General features: G+C 47.7%; 20 protein-coding genes and 1 other annotated feature. Of the genes, 1 reads left to right on the top strand and 19 read right to left on the bottom strand.

The genetic code is table 11. The features are described 5' to 3' along the window. Positions 1 to 54: 54 nt before the first annotated feature. The 11 genes from AC2Q9J_RS07730 to ruvA all read right to left on the bottom strand — a co-directional run bounded on the left by AC2Q9J_RS07730 (position 55) and on the right by ruvA (position 13,019). A complete protein-coding gene (locus tag AC2Q9J_RS07730) occupies positions 55 to 1,602 on the bottom strand; it encodes a glycosyl hydrolase family 28-related protein (RefSeq protein WP_499038686.1) in 1,548 nt (515 codons plus the stop codon). A gap of 417 nt (positions 1,603 to 2,019) precedes the next feature. Beyond that, complete coding sequence (locus tag AC2Q9J_RS07725) at positions 2,020 to 2,532, bottom strand: adenine phosphoribosyltransferase (RefSeq protein WP_084246247.1); 513 nt, start codon at positions 2,530 to 2,532, stop codon at positions 2,020 to 2,022. Further along, on the bottom strand, positions 2,523 to 4,865 hold the full coding sequence (gene recJ, locus AC2Q9J_RS07720; protein WP_499038682.1) for a single-stranded-DNA-specific exonuclease RecJ: 2,343 nt from the start codon (positions 4,863 to 4,865) through the stop codon (positions 2,523 to 2,525). The genes AC2Q9J_RS07725 and recJ overlap by 10 nt, the downstream gene beginning before the upstream one ends. Positions 4,866 to 4,949: 84 nt before the next feature. Further along, complete coding sequence (locus AC2Q9J_RS07715) at positions 4,950 to 5,339, bottom strand: LapA family protein (RefSeq protein WP_499038680.1); 390 nt, start codon at positions 5,337 to 5,339, stop codon at positions 4,950 to 4,952. Positions 5,340 to 5,419: 80 nt separating this feature from the next. Next, the gene (gene secDF, locus AC2Q9J_RS07710) at positions 5,420 to 7,696 is read right to left on the bottom strand and encodes a protein translocase subunit SecDF (RefSeq protein ID WP_499038678.1); all 2,277 of its coding nucleotides are present in this window, start codon (positions 7,694 to 7,696) and stop codon (positions 5,420 to 5,422) included. A 71-nt stretch (positions 7,697 to 7,767) separates the two neighbouring features. Next, a complete protein-coding gene (locus AC2Q9J_RS07705) occupies positions 7,768 to 8,082 on the bottom strand; it encodes a post-transcriptional regulator (RefSeq protein ID WP_499038676.1) in 315 nt (104 codons plus the stop codon). Positions 8,083 to 8,462: 380 nt separating this feature from the next. Continuing rightward, entirely contained in the window at positions 8,463 to 8,738 is a 276-nt protein-coding gene (gene yajC, locus AC2Q9J_RS07700) for a preprotein translocase subunit YajC (protein WP_084246252.1), read from the bottom strand. Between the two features lie 35 nt (positions 8,739 to 8,773). Then, a complete protein-coding gene (gene tgt / locus AC2Q9J_RS07695) occupies positions 8,774 to 9,916 on the bottom strand; it encodes a tRNA guanosine(34) transglycosylase Tgt (RefSeq protein ID WP_084246253.1) in 1,143 nt (380 codons plus the stop codon). Next, complete coding sequence (gene queA / locus AC2Q9J_RS07690; protein WP_499038673.1) at positions 9,909 to 10,994, bottom strand: tRNA preQ1(34) S-adenosylmethionine ribosyltransferase-isomerase QueA; 1,086 nt, start codon at positions 10,992 to 10,994, stop codon at positions 9,909 to 9,911. Before queA ends, tgt begins: the two co-directional genes overlap by 8 nt. Then, the gene (gene ruvB, locus AC2Q9J_RS07685) at positions 10,991 to 11,989 is read right to left on the bottom strand and encodes a Holliday junction branch migration DNA helicase RuvB (RefSeq protein ID WP_499038671.1); all 999 of its coding nucleotides are present in this window, start codon (positions 11,987 to 11,989) and stop codon (positions 10,991 to 10,993) included. The genes queA and ruvB overlap by 4 nt, the downstream gene beginning before the upstream one ends. 430 nt (positions 11,990 to 12,419) lie before the next feature. After that, positions 12,420 to 13,019, bottom strand: coding sequence for a Holliday junction branch migration protein RuvA (gene ruvA, locus AC2Q9J_RS07680; RefSeq protein ID WP_499038669.1), 600 nt, complete (start codon positions 13,017 to 13,019; stop codon positions 12,420 to 12,422). 125 nt (positions 13,020 to 13,144) lie between these two features. Between ruvA and AC2Q9J_RS07675 the strand changes: the two genes are divergently transcribed. Beyond that, positions 13,145 to 13,678 carry a transcription repressor NadR gene (locus tag AC2Q9J_RS07675; protein ID WP_499038668.1) on the top strand — a complete coding sequence of 178 codons (534 nt, stop codon included), beginning with the start codon at positions 13,145 to 13,147 and terminating at the stop codon, positions 13,676 to 13,678. Positions 13,679 to 13,733: 55 nt separating this feature from the next. Here AC2Q9J_RS07675 and pheA read toward each other — a convergent pair whose 3' ends face one another. From pheA to AC2Q9J_RS07635, 8 genes are all read right to left on the bottom strand, one after another. Continuing rightward, positions 13,734 to 14,597 (bottom strand): prephenate dehydratase, encoded by an 864-nt coding sequence (gene pheA, locus AC2Q9J_RS07670; protein ID WP_499038666.1) that lies wholly within the window; start codon positions 14,595 to 14,597, stop codon positions 13,734 to 13,736. Positions 14,598 to 14,612: 15 nt separating this feature from the next. Continuing rightward, positions 14,613 to 15,065, bottom strand: coding sequence for an ACT domain-containing protein (locus AC2Q9J_RS07665; protein ID WP_499038664.1), 453 nt, complete (start codon positions 15,063 to 15,065; stop codon positions 14,613 to 14,615). A 17-nt stretch (positions 15,066 to 15,082) separates the two neighbouring features. Continuing rightward, a complete protein-coding gene (gene obgE, locus AC2Q9J_RS07660; protein WP_499038663.1) occupies positions 15,083 to 16,372 on the bottom strand; it encodes a GTPase ObgE in 1,290 nt (429 codons plus the stop codon). Position 16,373: 1 nt separating this feature from the next. Beyond that, positions 16,374 to 16,892, bottom strand: a complete 519-nt coding sequence (locus tag AC2Q9J_RS07655; RefSeq protein ID WP_499038662.1) for a Spo0B domain-containing protein — start codon at positions 16,890 to 16,892, stop codon at positions 16,374 to 16,376. A gap of 146 nt (positions 16,893 to 17,038) precedes the next feature. Beyond that, positions 17,039 to 17,332: a 50S ribosomal protein L27 gene (gene rpmA / locus AC2Q9J_RS07650; RefSeq protein ID WP_084246269.1), complete on the bottom strand. Its 294-nt coding sequence runs from the start codon at positions 17,330 to 17,332 to the stop codon at positions 17,039 to 17,041. 13 nt (positions 17,333 to 17,345) lie between these two features. After that, the gene (locus AC2Q9J_RS07645; RefSeq protein ID WP_084246271.1) at positions 17,346 to 17,675 is read right to left on the bottom strand and encodes a ribosomal-processing cysteine protease Prp; all 330 of its coding nucleotides are present in this window, start codon (positions 17,673 to 17,675) and stop codon (positions 17,346 to 17,348) included. A 2-nt stretch (positions 17,676 to 17,677) separates the two neighbouring features. After that, positions 17,678 to 17,986, bottom strand: coding sequence for a 50S ribosomal protein L21 (gene rplU, locus AC2Q9J_RS07640; protein ID WP_499038659.1), 309 nt, complete (start codon positions 17,984 to 17,986; stop codon positions 17,678 to 17,680). A 14-nt stretch (positions 17,987 to 18,000) separates the two neighbouring features. Continuing rightward, positions 18,001 to 18,082, bottom strand: a sequence feature (ribosomal protein L21 leader region). A 356-nt stretch (positions 18,083 to 18,438) separates the two neighbouring features. Then, positions 18,439 to 19,374 (bottom strand): nuclease-related domain-containing protein, encoded by a 936-nt coding sequence (locus AC2Q9J_RS07635; RefSeq protein ID WP_499038657.1) that lies wholly within the window; start codon positions 19,372 to 19,374, stop codon positions 18,439 to 18,441. Between the last annotated feature and the right edge of the window lie 50 nt (positions 19,375 to 19,424).

Raw genomic sequence — 19,424 nt, 5'->3', positions numbered from 1 at the left:
TTTTCTCAGTAAATGGAAGATATGGTGACATTAATTTGACACGGTTCCAAAAGATTATGTTTCCACCCGCAAAATATTGTTTAATTGCACCGTTGAATCGTCCTTGCCTAGGTCCAACAACTCTGACGCCGAATTATAAGAATGAACATTTTGCACCAACACATTCCGGACATTTTTTTCGCCGGATGCAATCGTCAAATCCGTCTTCGCACTTCTGAATCCCTGGATGCGGCCATTTGCCAGCGCGACATTAGCCGCACGGAATTGGATGGATGCAACAGTTTCGTTTCTGTAATCATACTGGGGATCTCCAACGAATAAAAAGCGGTTCACTGCCACATTCCGGTAGCCCGACACCACCAATGCACGAGGCGAGGAATTTTTATAGAGTTCTGTATGAACAGGGTGAATGGCCACCAGTTTCTGCGCCGTAATGGTAAATGCTGATTTCGATTCTTCGTCGTCCGCATGGTGATGGCCGATATGGCGGAAATTGAACGCCCTGTTGTCATTCACTGACAGATGGCCTGAAAGATGAACGGCCGCCGCAGCCGAAGACGTTGCATGCGCTTTAATCTCGACACCGCCAAAACAGCGGGTGCTGGAATTATTGGCAAGCCAGACATTTCGTGAACCGTCGTCAATTTCAAAGCCATTGGAATTGGAGAACCCTTCTTTATGTGAACGTCCACCTGGATCGCGGAAATGGCTGTTTGAAATGAAGATGTAATCACTGTGATGCGTCGTCACGCCGTCATCCCCGAAACCGTAACCGGTGACCTTGTCTAGCCATACATATTTGCTGCCGCCTTTCGCCCTGGTTCCGTCCCCCGCATAACTGTAGAAAGAAGAGGAAATGTCAAAACAATGAAGTCCAGGATTAATGGCTTCGACATTTTTCACCCAGCCGTTCTGGACATTTGCGAACTTCAGGCAGCTCGAGAAATTATTGCCGGCAGCAGATTTTTGACCAGGCTTTAAGCGCTCGATATTCCAGTCCAGCGTCAGCCCCTCGACTGAAATATTGCGGTTGCCGCTGATCGGATTTTTATTTGCGAGCAGCGTTCTGCGTCTCGGTGCATCGTCGTGCAGGCGAATCACCGTCTTGCCTTTTCCGCCCCCGATTAATTGCGTCCAGGAAGGCAGCTTCAATCCTCTTACTATATATACTCCTTCCGGCACGAAAATCTTCTTGCTTCCATTGCCGAACGCTTTTTTGAACGCGGCGGTCGAGTCGGTCTCGCCGTCTCCGCGCGCGCCGAATTCAGTTACTGATATGTAATTGCCTGTCACTTTCTGCAGGCGGTCATATTGGCGGTCCAGTTCCTTTTTCCAAAAAGGATGGATTTTCTTTTCCTCTACTTGAAAGCCGATTTCTTTTTCGTCATCGACTGTGAAGTCGGTCGAAATCAATGACCAGAATTTTTCCTGGACCGTTTTTTTCCGCTTGCTTGTTTGCGGCTTTACCGGCTGATAGATTTGGTTGAACAGTTGCTGTGTTTCTTCGGTTATTTTTTTTAACGGCTCATCTTCTGTTTCCAGCAGCATGTCAATCAGCCGCGCATTATTTGATGGATAATGATTTTCATCCCATTTCAGCATGGTAGCACCTCTTTGTTAATCGCTTTTTCCTTCCATACCCGCTTGGGAATAAAAAAATCATGTGGGGGTTTTGTAAGTTTATTTTAAATAAATTCCTTAACTTGCTCCAGAAATATTTTACATAAATAAAATCACATGTTTTATTTTCATAAATCCATTTATTAAAACATCAGATTATTAGTAAGTTGAGCATAAAGTATGTTTTTCCGCGCATAAAGTGTAATTTGCCGAGCATAAATCCTGTTTTCCGCGCACAAACAGTCCAATACCGCGCATAAATTCTTAAGGCTGCTGACTTGGTAATACTTTAGAAAAAATGAAGAAAATATTTCCAGACAATACGATCTGATTTATATACCTAAAAACAAAAAAACAGCCCAAAACGCATTACGCGTTCCGGGCTGTCTCCATCTTTTATTAGTATTGCAATAAGGTACAGACTTCGTAGCCTTCTAGTTTGTCGCGGCCGTCAAGGTACGTCAATTCGATCAGGAATGCACAGCCGGCAACGATTCCGCCAAGCTGTTCGACAAGGTTGATCGTCGCTTCGATTGTTCCGCCTGTAGCCAAAAGGTCATCTGTGATCAGGACGCGCTGTCCTGGTTTGATGGCATCTTTGTGCATTGTCAGAACATCTTTACCGTATTCAAGGCCGTATTCCGCACGAATCACTTCACGCGGCAATTTGCCTTCTTTACGGACAGGGGCAAATCCGAGTCCAAGCGCATAAGCTACCGGGCAGCCGATGATGAATCCGCGTGCTTCCGGCCCAACGATGATATCCGCTTCCACTTGTTTCGCATACTCGACGATCTGGTCAGTTGCGTATTTATAAGCATCACCGTTATCCATCAAAGAAGTGATATCTTTGAAACGGATACCCGGTTTCGGCCAGTCTTCAACAATTGTAATATACTCTTTTAAATCCATACCTGTTCCTCCTTGGCAGACACTTTCGCGTCGAACCACTCTTTTAAGTCTCGATAAGATGCGTACAGAAGCTTTTGTTCCAGGGCGATCTGCTGTTCACGCTTCTTGTAGCTCGGCGCTTCGGCCAAGTCACGTTTGCCTGGAGATTCTGCGATCTCAGTAAGTCCATTGTTAAGTGTAACAAAACCGAGTTCAAAAAACACCTGCAACATGAAAAATAACGAATCACGAGTCCATCCTTTATGTTTCGCCAGTTCATCACAATGCTTTTTGAAGTCGAAAGTTCCCCGTTTTTTAATGAAAGCAAACAACCATTTAAACTGATCACGCGTTGGAATCTGTTCAAAATACTGCGATTCCTTCGCATAGAAATGCGCGTAAATCCGCTTTGGATTCAAGTTCTTGAGCACTTCTTCCAATTGCTCTTCCGATTCAGGCAAGTCCAGCAGCACAAGGTGATGCTTGTCCCCTGTCAGCTCTTCAATCGAATCAACCGAGTGGATCGGATGCGGGATTAAAGTTTTGAAAACCGCCACAGTTTCAGAATTGAATGCCAGATAAACCTGATCTTTGTCCGGAATCAGCTTCGACCAGCGGGATACCTGACGGATGCCGCGGATATCAAAAAGCTGCCATTGGTCGGTGCGGATATCTTCGATCAGCATCTGGGCTTTTTTGCGTCCGTTCCATTCATTGATTTGAAGATCGCCGATTACATCAATTAACACATCCGGCGTCAATTGGTCGCCGATTTCGCCAATGCCGAAGCCAACAGCGTCAAGAGTTGAACTACCGGAAGCAAGCTCCACTTTCAAATGGTTCTGCGCGGCACCGATTTTGCGGATGGACGCCACTTTAACGCCTTTGATATAAAATTTCGGTTTGGCAAAGCCCATGCCGAATGGTGCTAGATAACGCATGGATTCGATTGTATCGGTATCGATTTCCTCCAGCTGCACCGGAATATCGATATCGACCACCGGCACAAGGTCTTCAGCTGTCAGACAAGCTTCCGCCTGTTTGTTTAAACGGCTGCGGAGCTCTGCGACATTTGCAGCTTCTAGCGTCATACCCGCTGCCATCGGGTGTCCCCCGAATGCTGGCAGGATATCGCGGTTCTCAGCCAATTCGTTATAAAGGTGGAAACCTTCGATGCTGCGCGCCGAACCTTTCGCTTTGCCCGTCTCCGGATCCAATGAAAGAACGATGGTCGGACGGTAATATTTCTCAACCAGTTTAGACGCTACAATTCCGACAACACCCGGATTCCAGCCTTCCTGTTCGACGATAATGACATGCGGGGGACCGTCCGGATATTGCGACTCCACTTGGGCTGTTGCTTCATCCGCAATTTGCTTGACGATAGCCTGCCGTTCTTTATTCAAGACATCCAGCCCGTCCGCCAGCGAACGCGCCTGAGCAGCGTCTTCCGTCAGCAGCATGTCCACTGCCGGGTCGGCGTCCTGCAGACGGCCGATCGCGTTGATGCGGGGACCGAACATGAAGCCGATTGTTTCTTCATTGATTTCTTCCTGCTTGACGCCAGCGACTTCCGCCAACGCTTCAATCGCCGGACGCGGTGTATCACGCAACGCCTGCAAACCTTCTTTGACGAAAATACGGTTCTCCCCGTGCATCGGCACGAGGTCAGCGATGGTTCCAATCGCCACAAGCTCAAGCAGATGGTCCGGCATTTCTTCATATAATGCATGCGCTATTTTGAATGCTACACCGACACCAGCCAATTCGCCGAATGGATAATTTCCTTCCGGATGGCGCGGGTGGACGATGGCTAAAGCATTCGGCATCGTTTCACCGATATCGTGGTGGTCGCTGATGATTACATCCATCCCGAGTCCGGCCGCAAAGTCGACTTGTTCAATGCCTGAAATTCCGTTATCGACCGTGACGATCAATTTCGCGCCGTTGTCATATGCCTGCTGGAACAATTCTTTATTCGGGCCGTAGCCATGTTTAAAACGATTTGGGATCATGAATGAAACATCAGCTCCCAAATCCTGCAAAACGGTCATCATGACGGCGGTGCTCGTTACACCATCGGCGTCATAGTCACCGTAGACGATTATTTTTTCCTGGTTATCGACAGCTCGGCGGATCCGCTCCACTGCGACGTCCATATCTTTCATCAAATAAGGATTATGTATGGCCGAAACGTCCGTCGCCATAAACGCTCGCGCTTCTTCCGCCGTACGTATTCCCCGGGTCACGAGGATTTTCGCCAGCACAGAAGAAAGGGATAATTCCTGTTGGATGTCCCGTACTGCCTGCGCATCGGGCTCTGTCAAACGCCATCTTTTTTTGGATTCTATCATATCAGTCACTTCCTCACTGATTCATTATACAAGAAAAAACTGCAGACAAAAACCTTTCGGCGCAATTGCCGAAAGGTTTCTTGTTTAATATGTGTCGCGTTGTTTTTCTTCGTAATTATCCACCCGGTCATCACGCGTCACTTCGTCGCTCGTGACAACCTGTGCTTCCGGATTGACGCCGGCTTTCTGGTACTCGGCGATTTCATTTTGCTGCGTGGCGATCAATGATTCTTTGACTGCCATTTCTTTCTGAAGCGCTTTTACTTTTCGCTGAAGCTGATAGCCTCGCGCGAGAGCCACTACTCCGCTCAACAGGAAGCCGAGCAGCGCAGAAGCCAGAATGACCAGGATCAGCGGAAATTCCGCTTCTCCGAAAATATAATTGACTGGTACAGCATCGACATTAACGACTGCGAAAGCTGCGATGATAACTGCGAAAATAAGTGCGATCAATAATAGCCATTGTATTTTCATACCGACAACTCCTTTCTGAAAATAAAAAAATGGAACAAGGTCATTTTTACTATACCCTGTTCCATTTCCTTTATAAACTTTTACACGACAGGCTCATCAGAACCCCATTTAGATTCCTGCTCTTTCTTCTCAACATCGATCGGACCTTTTTTATTCAATTCCTTCTTCTTAAGCACGAGCCACAACTGGGCTGCGATGAAGATGGATGAATAGGTTCCGGCGATCAAACCGATCAATAGAGCGATCGAGAAGTTCGTGATGGAAGGTGCACCGAAAATCAGAAGCGCAAGAACTACCAGCACAACCGTCATAACAGTATTGACTGAACGGACGAGCGTCTGGCGCAAGGAAACGTTGACAACGTTCTCCAATTGCTCGACTGTCTCGATTTTCTTCATTCGTTTCATGTTTTCACGGATCCGGTCAAACGTAACGATTGTATCGTTTATCGAATACCCGACAATGGTCAGCACTGCAGCGATGAATGTGAGATCCACTTCCAGGCGCAAAAGGCTGAATACCGCTACGATGAAGAACGTATCGTGAATCAATGCCACGATGGAAGCAACACCCATGCGCCATTCGAAACGGAACGCTACATAGATGATAATGCCAAGAGCGGCAATGGCCAATGCGTACAAGGCATTTTGCGCAAGCTCGATGGCAACCTGATTCGAAACAGTGGAAACGTTTGGATCCTGGCCGTATGTTTCATTGGCTGCCTGTGTTATTTCGTCGATTTGCCCCTGTGAGAAATCATCCGTGTAACGGGCAACACCGATATTGGATTGATCTCCAGAGATAACTACGTCATCTGAAGGATAACCCGTTTCCTCAAGGAACTCTTCAACTTCCTGTTGCGTAAGCGTCGAATCAGACGTTACTTCAACCCGTGTACCTCCGGAGAAGTCAATTCCAAGATTCAACTGGAAGATGCCCAGCACAATTGCCCCAGCTGCGATCAATGCCAGTGAAGCGGCAAAGAATTGATTGCGGTTGCCGGCAAAGTCTTGACGGTCGAACGGTGTAGTCAAATCCGTAATATCTTTCTCTTCCGAAGGTTTATGGATCTTATCGGGTTTCAAACCGAACCAGCTGAACTTGCTGTCGAGGAATCCGCTGTGGACCCAAAGTCCAAGCAATAGACGCGATCCCCAAACCGCTGTAATGAAGCTGGCAAGAATTGAAATGATCAACAATGTCGCAAATCCTTTAACAGAACTTGTACCGAAATAGAACAATACAGCTGCCGCAAGAAGCGTCGTTACGTTGGCATCGATGATAGCCGAGAACGACGAACGCGCGCCGATGCGGAATGAATCTTTAACAGATTTACCAGTCCGCATTTCTTCACGGATCCGCTCGTATGTGATGATATTGGCGTCGACCGCCATACCGACACCGAGCATGATCGCTGCGATACCCGGCAAAGTGAGCACCCCGCCGATCCATACAAAGATCAATAGGATCAGATAGACATATACCGATAAGGTAATGAATGCAATGACTCCCGGGAAACGATAGAAGATAAGCATGAACAATAGGACGAGTCCGATACCGATTGCAGCGGCAAATGTCGTTTTATCCAAAGCTTCTTCACCGAACTGGGCGCCTACTGAAGTCGAGTAGATTTCCGTTAATTCAACAGGCAACGCTCCAGCATTCAGGATACCCGCAAGGTTCTGTGTTTCTTCAACGGTGAAAGAACCTTCGATTTGAACACTTGGGCTGTTGATCCGTTGACTTACTCTTGGAGCAGAAACGAATTTCGGATCGGCTTTCATGACCTCTTCCTCGTACGAATCTACGCCTTCCTCAAAATCAAGCCAGATAACCAGTACATTTTCACCTGGTGGGCGCTGAGAAATTTCACCGGTGATTTCAGCGAATTGGCCCGGATCTTTTAATTCCAGCGATACGATCGGCTGGCCGTTTTCACCAAATGTCCCTGATGCTCCGCCCTCTTTAAGATCAGAACCATCCAGCACGACATTATCATCAGCATCACGGAAAGTCAGATTCGCTTCCGTTGATAATAATTCGCGGGCTTGCGACTGGTCTTCGATACCTGCCAGTTGGACACGAATCCGGTCTTCGCCTTCAATTTGGATGACCGGCTCACTGACACCGAGAACGTTGATCCGATTCATCAAAGCGTCAGTCGTATCAGACAGGATCTCGTTTGTAATTTCAGGTCCGCCCTCCAACGATTTAACTTCATAGAGGACTTCAAAACCACCTTGAAGATCCAATCCCAATTTAATGTCTTTAGCTATCGGTAAGCTTGTGGTGCCAATCATTCCTAACAGTACAATGACCAGTAAGAAAAAGGCTATTATACGACCTCTTGCTTTCATATGTATAGTTCCTCCTCATTATCTAAAACACAGCAACTTCATTATGAAACACGCATCAAAGCGTGTCAAATTCATTTTGGTTTTTTCTGGTTGGGCCGAAGCAGCTGTTCCAGATCATCGGAATTTTCTCCTGAAAACCAGTTGTCTCCCTTGAAGCCTTCGATCTGATGATACGCCACAAATTCCGAAGCCCGCATTTCCATGATTTCATTGACCATCTCATGCAGCGGCATATCGCCGATATCTTTCTTGCGCCATTTCTTCTTAATCAGGTATTGCCAAATATCTTCCGGTGTAAATGTATCGTAATCGGAAAACTGGAATTCCTCACATTTACTTTCTAAGAATGGCAATACGACATCATATTGCTCGGTATATTTCGGCATGGTTTTTTCCCTCATTTATCAGTTGAATAAAGAAATAAAATTTACACACCGCTTGTCGCTTTGGACAAGCCTCCCGCAATAAGCCGAGAAGATCACTCGTCTTATTGCTCCGGCCAGTCCTGCGGCGCGCCTGCGCTAGAGAAATTTCTAAAGATATGGAGCAAAACAGCGAAGACTCCCAGGCGACCAAGCGAAGTGACGAGATCCACCCGGGCGAAGTGAAACGAGTCCGAGTTAGCTCGGCGCAAGCAGCCAGGAAAGCGAGCTGTTTTACGTAATATCGTTTATTAAAGTTTTCAATTTAATTATATTTAATTTATTTGAACAATCCGTGAATTATCTCTAAAAAAAATCGCCTTCAGTTCGAAGGCGAAGATTTCTTAGACTGTCGTTTTTGCCTGATCCACAACGCGGGCGATTGCCTGGCGTTCGAATTGCATACGAGTGCCGTCTGCAACTGTGATGTAGATCGTCGCATCATCCACAGCATCAATCGTGCCGTGAAGTCCCCCGATCGTAACGATACGATCGCCACGTCTCAATTCAGACTGCATGTTGGCCGTAGCCTTCTGGCGCTTCTGCGCTGGGCGGATAATAAAGAACCACATCAAAACGAACATTAGAAGTAAAGGTGATAAAGCAACTAAAGTTTCCATTATTCATATTCCCCCTTTCACTCTCTATCTGTGTCTTAGAAATTCTTTGCGTTAGGTTTATTGAAGCCATAAGCCTCAAAAAATTCTTCGCGGAAATCTCCCAGGCGGTCCTCACGAATCGCTTGGCGCACCTGTTCCATTAAGTTTAACAGAAATTGCAGATTATGATAACTGGTAAGTCGAATTCCGAACGTTTCATCTGCACGAATTAAATGATGGACATATGCGCGTGTATAATTTTTGCACGTATAGCAATCGCATTTTTCATCGATTGGGTTGAAATCACGCTTGAACGCTGCGTTTTTGATGTTCAATCGGCCAGTGCTCGTCATCAATGTACCATTGCGGGCAATGCGTGTCGGCAAGACACAATCGAACATATCAATGCCGCGGATTGCTCCATCGATCAACGAATCAGGAGATCCGACGCCCATCAGGTAACGCGGTTTATTCGTCGGCATCAATGGTGTCGTGAATTCAAGCGCACGGTTCATGACATCTTTCGGTTCGCCGACAGACAAGCCGCCGATTGCGTACCCTGGGAAATCAAGTGACACAAGATCCTGAGCGCTTTGTTTGCGAAGATCTTCGTACTCGCCGCCTTGGATGATGCCGAAAAGACCTTGTACATCTTTTCGGGCATGCGCTTCCAGGCAGCGTTCTGCCCAGCGTGATGTACGCTCAACAGATGATTTCATGTATTCATGGCTCGCCGGATAAGGCGGGCATTCGTCGAAAGCCATCATGATGTCCGATCCAAGATCGTTCTGGATTTCCATCGCTTTTTCCGGGCTCAAGAATAATTTGTCGCCATTCATATGGTTGCGGAAATGGACGCCTTCTTCTTTGATATTGCGGAATTCGCTCAAAGAAAATACCTGGAAGCCGCCGGAATCCGTCAGAATTGGACGGTCCCAGTTCATGAATTTATGAAGGCCGCCCGCTTCTTTGATGACGTCATTACCAGGACGCAGCCACAAGTGGTACGTGTTGCTAAGGATAATCCCCGCATTCATCGCTTTCAATTCTTCCGGTGACATCGTCTTAACAGTTGCCTGTGTGCCGACCGGCATGAAGGCAGGTGTTTCGAATGAACCGTGCGGCGTATGGACGATTCCTAAGCGCGCACCGGTTTGTTTACAAGTTTTGATATGTTCATAACGGACTGCTTCAGTCATGGTGAGTCTCCTTTTTCTGTGGTTCAATGAACATCGCATCTCCAAAACTGAAGAAACGGTAGCGTTCATTTACTGCTTCGTTATATGCGTTCAAAATATTGTCTCTGTTCGATAAGGCACTGACAAGCATCACCAGCGTCGATTTCGGCAAATGGAAATTCGTGATAAGTCCGTCGATAGCCTTGAAGTCGTAGCCAGGGAAGATGAAAATATCCGTCCAGCCACTGTCTTCCTGGAGCTCGCCGCCGAATTTATTGGCTACGGATTCCAGCGTACGGGTAGACGTCGTGCCGACCGAAATGACGCGGCCGCCCTGTACTTTCGTGTTATTGATGAGTTCTGCCGTTTCTTTGGTGATGCGGTAGAATTCAGCATGCATCTCGTGGTCTTCAATCGATTCGACCGATACTGGACGGAATGTGCCAAGGCCAACATGCAAAGTAATAAAGGCAATATTGACGCCCTTCGCATCGATTTCCTCCAATAATTCCTCGGTAAAATGAAGGCCTGCAGTCGGTGCCGCAGCACTGCCGCGTTCTTTTGCGAACACCGTCTGGTAACGGTCCTGGTCTTCCAGTTTCTCGCGGATATACGGCGGCAGCGGCATTTCACCAAGCTGATCCAGGATCTCATAGAAAATCCCGTCATAGATCATCTTGAAATGGCGGCCGCCGTGGTCAAGGATGCCTGTGCATTCTGCACGCAGCAATCCTTCACCGAAGCTTACGACAGTTCCGACTTTCACTTTCTTCGCCGGTTTCACAAGCGTTTCCCACACATCGTCTTCTATCTGTTTCAATAGAAGAACTTCGATATTCGCGCCTGTATCTTCCTTGACGCCCATGAGGCGCGCCGGAAGAACGCGTGTGTCGTTCAACACGAGCGTGTCGCCTTCGTGCAGATAATCGATAATGTCGCGGAAATGCTTATGCTCGGTCTTGCCGCTTTCTTTATTCATGACTAACAGCCGGCTTGATGTACGGTCAAGAAGCGGCGTTTGGGCAATCAATTCTTCAGGAAGCTCAAAATCAAAATCATTTACGTTAAGTGTATTGGGTTGTTGTGTAGTTTTCGTCATTCAGGCATCTCCAATTTAAAATGTTCGTAGGCTGTGGCTGTGACAGTTCGGCCTCTCGGGGTACGCTGGATAAATCCAATCTGCAATAAATACGGTTCATAGACGTCTTCAATCGTCGTCGACTCTTCTCCAATGCTTGCCGCAATGGTATCCAGTCCGACCGGTCCGCCGCGGAAACGGGAAATCATTCCGGTGATCAGTTTATGGTCGATGTGATCCAGGCCAAGCGGATCGACCTGCAGCATCTCCAAAGCCTGATCCGCCATGTCCATTGTAATCGAGCCGGTCCCGCGCACCATCGCATAATCGCGAACCCGCTTCAATAGACGGTTCGCAATACGCGGGGTTCCGCGAGAGCGGCGAGCAATTTCAACAGCAGCATTCGGATCGATATCCGCTTCAAACAGTTTCGAACTGCGGACAACAATTTCAGTCAACGCTTCTGTGTCATAATAATCGAGGCGCGCCAGCACGCCGAATCGGTCACGGAGCGGCGCGGATAAAGCCCCTGCCCGCGTCGTGGCACCGATCAATGTGAAAGGCGGCAAATCGAGGCGCACAGAACGCGCCGTCGGGCCTTTGCCAACTACGATATCCAGGCAAAAATCTTCCATTGCCGGATACAGCACTTCTTCGATTGAGCGGTTCAGACGGTGAATCTCATCGATGAATAAAACATCTCCCGGTTCCAAAGAAGAAACAATCGCCGCCAGATCACCCGGACGTTCGATCGCCGGACCACTCGTCATTTTGACGCCAACTTGCATTTCATTGGCGATGACCGATGCCAGCGTCGTCTTGCCGAGACCCGGAGGCCCGTAGAGCAGCACATGGTCCAGGCTTTCTTCGCGCATTTTTGCCGCTTCGATGAAGATTTCAAGATTATGTTTCACTTTCTGCTGCCCGATGTACTGGGACAGATATTGCGGACGCAACGATTGCTCAAAACGCTCATCAAATTCGGAAATTTCGCTTCCTATCACCCGTTCTTCCATGGTCTGCACCTCCTTATTATTTGTTATTTGTAAAATAAAACTGCTATAAAATACCGCTTCGGCGCTATGGACAAGCCTCCCGCAATAAGCCGAGAAGACCACTCGTCTTATTGCTCCGGCCAGTCCGGAGCCGCGCCTTTGCTGGGGTCCACTTCTGGATTTCAGGTGAAGCAGCAAAGACTCTCTTAAGTTTCAGCGTAACGTTGAGCACCCACTCGGACGAAGGTCCGAGTTAGCTTACGGTAACCACTTCAGCACTAAAGGATTTTCTTAGATATGGAGCAAAATAGCGAAGACGCCTTGGGGATCAGCGAAGTATTGAGATCCACTCGGGCGACGTGGAACTAGCCCGAGTTAGCTCAGTGCGAGCCCCCGGCAAGCGAAGCTGTTTTGCGAAATATCGGATTAAAAAATTATAATTTATTTTATATCAATTCTGCTTCAGCAATAACTGTAAAGCCTTCTTCATATAAGCTTCCGTGTTCAGGTCGAGATCCTTAAGCTTCGGTTTGACTTTATTAATTTCGCGTTCAGAATAACCAAGCGCGCCAAGCGCCAGCATCGCTTCCTCAAGTTCGTTGTCTTCAACCGACAGCAAACCACCCGTCTCTTCATTATCCTCAAACGGATCGCCGAAGAATTCCGCCAGTTTGCCTTTCAAATCCAAAATCATCTGGCGCGCCGTCTTCTTGCCGACGCCCGGGAATTTGACGAGATACGACTCATCTTCCCGCTCGATCGCTTCGATGACGTGCTGCGGCTGACCGCTAGCCAAAATCGCCAACGCGCCTTTTGGTCCGATGCCCGATACCGATATCAGCTTGCGAAAAAGTTCGCGCTGCTCCAGCGTCGGAAAACCGAATAATAATTGGGCGTCTTCGCGGACGTGGTGGTGCAGGAATACCTGCAGCTCATCCGAACCGAACGAATACGGATTCGGCGCAAAAATCTGCCATCCGATCCCCTGCTGTTCTATCACTAAATATTCAGGCGTCACTCGCGTAACCCGCCCTTTTATGTAATCGTACATATCATTTCTCCCCTTCAATTCAACTCTATGATTATAGCATATCCGAGCCCTTTAGACGAAATAAACCCGCCCAAAGTCGCCCCGTGGTAAAATGGATTTATGACGAATTAAAGCGAGGGATCTCAATGAAGAAAATTCTGGGAGAACAGCGCCGGCAATTGCTGCTGGACAAATTAAAAGAGACAGCCGATCCGCTGAAAGGCGGCGAGCTCGCCTCACTTATGGGTGTATCGCGCCAGGTCATTGTCGGTGATATGACTTTATTGAAAGCAAAAGGCGAACCGATCATCGCCACCAGCCAGGGCTATCTGTATATGCGCGAAACTGCGGATGACGATCTATACCGCGTGCTGGCGTGTTTCCATAAACCTGAAGATACGCAAGATGAATTGTATGTACTCGTTGATGCGGGTGTCACCGTCAAAGATGTATCGATTGAACATCCCGTTTACGGCGAACTGACAGCCGGCATCCACGTATCATCGAGACGTGAAGTCGACATGTTCATGCAGCGCGTCCGTGAAACCGGCGCCAGCTATTTATTGGAGCTGACCGGCGGATTGCATCTGCACACGATTACTGCTCCGAATGTCGCCATTTTGGAACAGGCGATGAATGATATGAGAGCAGCTGGGTATTTATTGGAGGAAAGTGAATAAAAATCAGAGTAAAGAAAAAGCTCCGCAGCCAATCCGGCAGCGGAGCTTTTCTGATTTATTCATAGGTATAATACGAACCAAGCGTTTTCACCGTGCAGCCAAGAGCCGCCAGTTCCAAGAAGGCGCCTTGCATCATCGGCGATATTTCGTCATCCATCACGTCAGCAATGAAGAAATAATTTCCGAGACCCGTTTTCAGCGGCCGCGACTCGATTTTACTCAAGTTGAGCTGGCGCCAGGCGAATACGGAAAGCACTTGATGAAGGACGCCCGAACGGTCGTCTTTCGGCGGCGAAATCATCAATGTGGTTTTCACTTCCTCATTATGAGCAGGATTGTCCAGTTGATGGTTCGTCTTCGACAAAACGAAAAATCGTGTGTGGTTGAAATGGAAATCATGGATTTCCCGGTGGACAATGGTCAGGCCATATTTTTGAGCCGAGAATTCATTGCCAATCGCTGCAATATTCCGCTCCGGCAGCTCGCTGACCATTTTGGCCGCTGCCGAAGTCGAACTGTATTGTTCAAGCGGCGTATTTTTAAACGTATAGTATAGGAATTTATGGCATTGTGCCAAAGCGTGCGGATGCGAATAGATCGCTTCGAAGGAGTCCGACTTCACGTTATCCGGATGGACCATCAAATGCTGTTCAATCGGTGACAGCACTTCTGCCGTCACATAAAGCTGCACTTCATGGAACAGATAATCGATCGTCAGCGGAACTGAGCCTTCCAGCGCATTCTCCAGCGGCACAACCGCGTATTCAACTTCATTGTCCGCAACGGCTTCGATGCATTCCGGAATCGTTGTATAAGCGATCAATTCGCTGTCCGGAAATGCCTTCAACGCCGCCAAATGGGTGAACGAAGCGTCCGGCCCCAAAAAGGAAATTCGTTTTTTCGTCTGCTGCTCAGCCATCAAACCACTCCTAAATTATAATGATCCGCTTGAAACCACATCTGCCGACTCGACGAAATCGAGTTTTTTCAGCTGATGCAAAAAGCTGTCGAGATCTTGCTCCATCGCCGTCACATCCAGGGACAGCGTCACATTGGCGCGCCCCTGGATGGGAATCGTCTGATGGATCGTTAAAATATTGCACCCGGATTCGGCAACGGCTTCGAGCAATGTCGCCAGCGTGCCCGTCCGGTCCTCCAACTGAAGGAAAATCGTCAGGATTCGTTCTTTGACAATGGAATGAAAAGGAAAAACAGCGTCCCGGTATTTATAGAAAGCGGATCGGGACAAGCCGGTCTTTTCCACGGCATCCAATATGGAGATGTTATCACGCTGCAGCATCTTCTTGACCTCAAGCGTTTTTTGCATCGCTTCGGTCAGAACATCCTCGCGCACCAAATAATACCGCTGTTCTGAAATATCCTTCATCCATGTCCCCTCCAGATTTACTCAGTAAATTCGAATTCAAACTCAAGCAAACGAACTGTGTCGCCGTCTTCAGCACCGCGTTCACGCAACGCATCATCAATTCCCATGCCGCGCATCTGGCGGGCAAAACGGCGGATTGAATCTTCACGCGAGAAGTCGGTCATCTTGAACAGACGCTCAATTGCATAGCCGCTGATTACATAAGCGCCGTCCGGATCGCGTGTGATTGTGAAACCATCGCTTTCCGATTCGTGGCGGTAAAGTACAGAGCTTTCCGATTCGTCCGTCTCTTCTTCGATCATCGGGAATTCCGGCGTTACTTCCAGAAGATCCGCAATGGCGAATAAAAGATTGCTCAAGCCTTGGCGGCTAAGTGCAGATATCGGGAAAATCCGTGCATCTTCCGGCAATTTCTTGCGGAATTCTTCCAGATTATCTTCCGCATCCGGCATGTCCATTTTATTCGCAACGATCAATTGCGGACGCTCTGTCAAACGCATATTGTATTGTTTTAATTCTTCATTGATTGTCACATAATCTTCGTACGGATCGCGGCCTTCCATGCCGGACATATCGATGACATGGACAATGACGCGTGTCCGTTCGATATGGCGCAGGAATTGATGGCCAAGGCCGATTCCTTCGTGCGCGCCTTCGATCAATCCCGGTAAATCGGCCATAACGAAACTGCGCTGATCTTCCGTTTCAACCATGCCGAGGTTCGGTACGATTGTCGTGAAATGATATTCAGCAATTTTCGGTTTAGCAGCCGATACGACTGACAATAGGGTCGATTTCCCGACACTCGGGAATCCAACAAGTCCTGCATCCGCAAGAACTTTCAATTCCAAAATAACGTTGCGTTCAAATCCTGGTTCACCTTTTTCAGATAGTTCCGGTGCAGGATTGGCAGGTGTCGCAAAGCGCGAGTTCCCGCGTCCTCCGCGTCCGCCTTTTGCGATAACCGCCGTTTGGCCGTGTTCAACCAGGTCAGCGATTGTTTCACCGGTATCAGCATCTTTTACGACTGTGCCCGGTGGAACTTCGATGATTAAGTCTTCCGCTTTCGCGCCGTGTTTATTGGCGCTCATGCCATGTGTTCCGCGGTCCGCTTTGAATATCCGTTTGTAGCGGAAATCCATCAGCGTACGCAAACCTTCCTGTACGATAAAGACGACGTTTGCGCCTTTACCACCGTCACCGCCGGCTGGTCCGCCGTTCGGTACATATTTCTCGCGGCGGAATGCTACCATGCCATCCCCGCCGTCGCCACCTCTTACATAAACTTTTACGTGATCGACAAACATATTATCCCTCCATCTTTGCGCTGACAATAATTTTTGTATTGTCCGCTGCAATGTCTTTCTGTATCAATATACCCGGAACTTCCGGAAGCTCTAATGCATCCGGCAAGTTTCCGTCCATTTCCAATCCGATCTGGAAGCCGGATTGATGTTCTTTCAACGTCGTTCGGCAAATGATGTCCGATGCAAGTTCCGCCTGTTTTTTCAGGCTGTTGAAAAACTGTTCCAGCCAGTCGGCGAATGCTGCATCTTTTGTGGCCATCCCTGCTTCCGCAAGGCATTCCAAATGGAAACGAAATTCCGGAAAACGCCATTCCGCCGTCAGCAGCCAATTTTCGGTTGCCGGCATCTTAAGCGCTGTCAGCCTGTTCAGCTGCACAGCCGCTTCGGCACGCGATCGAATAATCGATTTCACGTCCTGCCCACGTCCAAGATCAAGTTTCATCTGAATCAATTGAAGCTCATTCAAGAAATCGTGGCGCGCATGCCGAAGCGCTTGTGCCACCGTAATCGAGTTATCCATTACACTCACGTCCTAAACTTTCTTCTTTTTTCAGTATACCAATTTTATCTGCAGATTTCTTAGGAAAAGCGTAGGCGCCCGTTTAGCTCTTAATCTTATTCATTGAAAAAGAAAAAGGGCTGCGAAAGCAGCCCTTTTCGTTTTTATTAAGCTTCTTGTGCAACTACTGGATATACGCTCACTTTTTTCTTGTCGCGGCCGTAACGCTCAAAGCGCACAACGCCGTCGATTTTAGCGAAAAGTGTATCGTCTCCGCCACGTCCAACGTTTTCTCCTGGATAAATTTTAGTACCGCGTTGACGGTATAAAATTGAACCACCAGTAACTTCTTGGCCGTCTGCACGTTTAGCGCCAAGGCGTTTAGATTCTGAGTCACGTCCGTTTCTCGTTGAACCTACACCTTTTTTGGATGCGAAAAACTGAAGATCTAATCTTAACATTCTGTCCCACCTCCTAAGCTGTGAAGGTTATTTTAATATATTCTTCATAGTCTTGTTCAATCGTTTTTAACGAAACAATCATGCTGCGAAGGAGCAATTGCACCTTTTCATCTGTTTTCCCGTCAAGGTCATCCGCGAAACCGACTTTTAAATAGCCGCTTTCCGACTGCGTGATTTCCGGTTCAATTCCGGTAAGTTCCATAATGGCGTTCACTGCTCCAAATGAAACAGCAGATGCGCCGGCACATACCAAGTCTTGCCCATGTTCAGCGAAGTCCGCATGTCCTGACATTTCAAATGACGAAATGCGACCTGACGTCTCTTTAATTTTAACTTTGATCATCCTTACAGGTTGATCGCGTCAACAGTCAATTTTGTGTATGGTTGACGGTGACCTTGCTTTTTACGGTAGTTCTTTTTAGCTTTGTATTTGAAGACAGTGATTTTTTTCTGTTTGCCGTGTTTTTCAACTTTAGCTGTAACAGTAGCTCCTTTAACAAAAGGAACACCCACTTTAGTGTCATCTCCACCTACAAATAGAACTTTGTCAAATGTGATCGTGTCACCAGCTTCTCCGTTCAATTTCTCAACGTAGATCTCCTGACCCGCTTCAACTTTGATTTGTTTACCACCAGTTTCAATAATTGCGTACATATCCTTGCACCTCCTCTTAGACTAAGACTCGCCTATCCAGGTGATCCACATTGCTGCGAATGCTTGCTGACCCGGTTCGAGCGGTTGTAGCACAGGTGCGCTACAAACATAACATTAAAATAATATCACGCCGGAGCTAGTGGCGTCAATAGATATTGTTGGATTGGGTGGGAATGGGTTGAGATTTTATTAGTTAGGTTGGGAATTGGATTGCTTTGGGTGGAAATGAGTCTGGTTTGGGCGGTATTGAGTTAGATATATGTTCAAATGGACTTGTCGAGCAGTAAATTGGTTGAATCTGTGGAGAAGTTCTTAAAAAGTGATCTTTTCGCCAGGAAATATTATACATATTTATTTCTGGGGTGCGGCTTGATTGCTCTGAGGTGCGGCTTGAACGAGTTGGGGTGCGGCTTGACCACTTTGGGGTGCGGGTTAAACCGTTTGGGGTGCGGCTAGGAATAAATCGTCTCATAATAAGCAATTAACAGCTCGTTTTTTTCAATAATCATTCGTCTACCCCGATTATTAATTTTTATGGTTGTATTTTCCAGCATCCGATACAATACATACTTATCTTTTATACCAAGCCATGTATATGCAAACTCAGTAGTGATTTCATTTCCACATAAAACAGCATATTCCTGTAAAGCAAATTCGTGTGCATCGGCTGACACGATCCCACATTTACCGCAACGCCATCGAAGACGTAACCACTCCATCTTTTGACGACAACCCAAACACCTCACCCCCACCTCCAAACAATCCCTCGTCAGCTTATGCTTCTTCAAAAGATCAGGACCATTGAATTGCCCGCGGCTCCGCCGCACTAAACCCTCAAGACCTTCAACGTCAAAGGATACACGAGTGTCTACCATTTTCTCGATATGAAACGGCAAATAATCGAGCGCGATTGCCTCATAAAGTTTCGGGGGTACAGCGACTCTTCCTGAGCGACTGGACATGACGATGGTGCCCTGTACTTTGCAGCCGAAGTATTTCTCGGTGGCTCTAACCGCGCGGTGCAGCTGCGCTTCAGGGTTGCGCATGCCTTCCTTTCGCCCATCGACTATTCGATAGAATTGAAAATTGACCGAATCGAAATAGAACTCGCCCACCATGTTTTTCACTTCGAGCGCGCAGACAAAATTTGCGTGCAGCACGAGAACATCCACTTGGGCGAAGCCATCCATATAAGGAAGCCACACGCCGCGGAAAATCTTCGCCTTCTCCACGAGATCCAATTCCCGCTCCAGCAATTCAACTGTCCGCTTCTCACCCGCCGCTCCCGCCAACGACCTCTTCACCTCTCCGAACACTTTATCTTTTGCCGCATGCCTCGCCGGCAATCTATCAAATAAAACCATCCCCTTCAGCATATGAACGTCCAACCCGCACCCCTTTTCATAATTCTTGCCTTAAGTATTTATTCAATAAAATA

Source organism: Planococcus sp. RAB007_Raresut (assembly GCF_057369535.1).
This window is presented reverse-complemented; position numbering and strand designations above follow the sequence as displayed.

What these genes read in the sequence shown, in the direction of transcription:
- AC2Q9J_RS07730 (WP_499038686.1), bottom strand. Translation starts at nt 1,602, where the DNA reads ATGCTGAAATGGGATGAAAATCATTATCCATCAAATAATGCGCGGCTG.
- AC2Q9J_RS07725 (WP_084246247.1), bottom strand. Translation starts at nt 2,532, where the DNA reads ATGGATTTAAAAGAGTATATTACAATTGTTGAAGACTGGCCGAAACCG.
- recJ (WP_499038682.1), bottom strand. Translation starts at nt 4,865, where the DNA reads ATGATAGAATCCAAAAAAAGATGGCGTTTGACAGAGCCCGATGCGCAG.
- AC2Q9J_RS07715 (WP_499038680.1), bottom strand. Translation starts at nt 5,339, where the DNA reads ATGAAAATACAATGGCTATTATTGATCGCACTTATTTTCGCAGTTATC.
- secDF (WP_499038678.1), bottom strand. Translation starts at nt 7,696, where the DNA reads ATGAAAGCAAGAGGTCGTATAATAGCCTTTTTCTTACTGGTCATTGTA.
- AC2Q9J_RS07705 (WP_499038676.1), bottom strand. Translation starts at nt 8,082, where the DNA reads ATGCCGAAATATACCGAGCAATATGATGTCGTATTGCCATTCTTAGAA.
- yajC (WP_084246252.1), bottom strand. Translation starts at nt 8,738, where the DNA reads ATGGAAACTTTAGTTGCTTTATCACCTTTACTTCTAATGTTCGTTTTG.
- tgt (WP_084246253.1), bottom strand. Translation starts at nt 9,916, where the DNA reads ATGACTGAAGCAGTCCGTTATGAACATATCAAAACTTGTAAACAAACC.
- queA (WP_499038673.1), bottom strand. Translation starts at nt 10,994, where the DNA reads ATGACGAAAACTACACAACAACCCAATACACTTAACGTAAATGATTTT.
- ruvB (WP_499038671.1), bottom strand. Translation starts at nt 11,989, where the DNA reads ATGGAAGAACGGGTGATAGGAAGCGAAATTTCCGAATTTGATGAGCGT.
- ruvA (WP_499038669.1), bottom strand. Translation starts at nt 13,019, where the DNA reads ATGTACGATTACATAAAAGGGCGGGTTACGCGAGTGACGCCTGAATAT.
- AC2Q9J_RS07675 (WP_499038668.1), top strand. Translation starts at nt 13,145, where the DNA reads ATGAAGAAAATTCTGGGAGAACAGCGCCGGCAATTGCTGCTGGACAAA.
- pheA (WP_499038666.1), bottom strand. Translation starts at nt 14,597, where the DNA reads ATGGCTGAGCAGCAGACGAAAAAACGAATTTCCTTTTTGGGGCCGGAC.
- AC2Q9J_RS07665 (WP_499038664.1), bottom strand. Translation starts at nt 15,065, where the DNA reads ATGAAGGATATTTCAGAACAGCGGTATTATTTGGTGCGCGAGGATGTT.
- obgE (WP_499038663.1), bottom strand. Translation starts at nt 16,372, where the DNA reads ATGTTTGTCGATCACGTAAAAGTTTATGTAAGAGGTGGCGACGGCGGG.
- AC2Q9J_RS07655 (WP_499038662.1), bottom strand. Translation starts at nt 16,892, where the DNA reads ATGGATAACTCGATTACGGTGGCACAAGCGCTTCGGCATGCGCGCCAC.
- rpmA (WP_084246269.1), bottom strand. Translation starts at nt 17,332, where the DNA reads ATGTTAAGATTAGATCTTCAGTTTTTCGCATCCAAAAAAGGTGTAGGT.
- AC2Q9J_RS07645 (WP_084246271.1), bottom strand. Translation starts at nt 17,675, where the DNA reads ATGATCAAAGTTAAAATTAAAGAGACGTCAGGTCGCATTTCGTCATTT.
- rplU (WP_499038659.1), bottom strand. Translation starts at nt 17,986, where the DNA reads ATGTACGCAATTATTGAAACTGGTGGTAAACAAATCAAAGTTGAAGCG.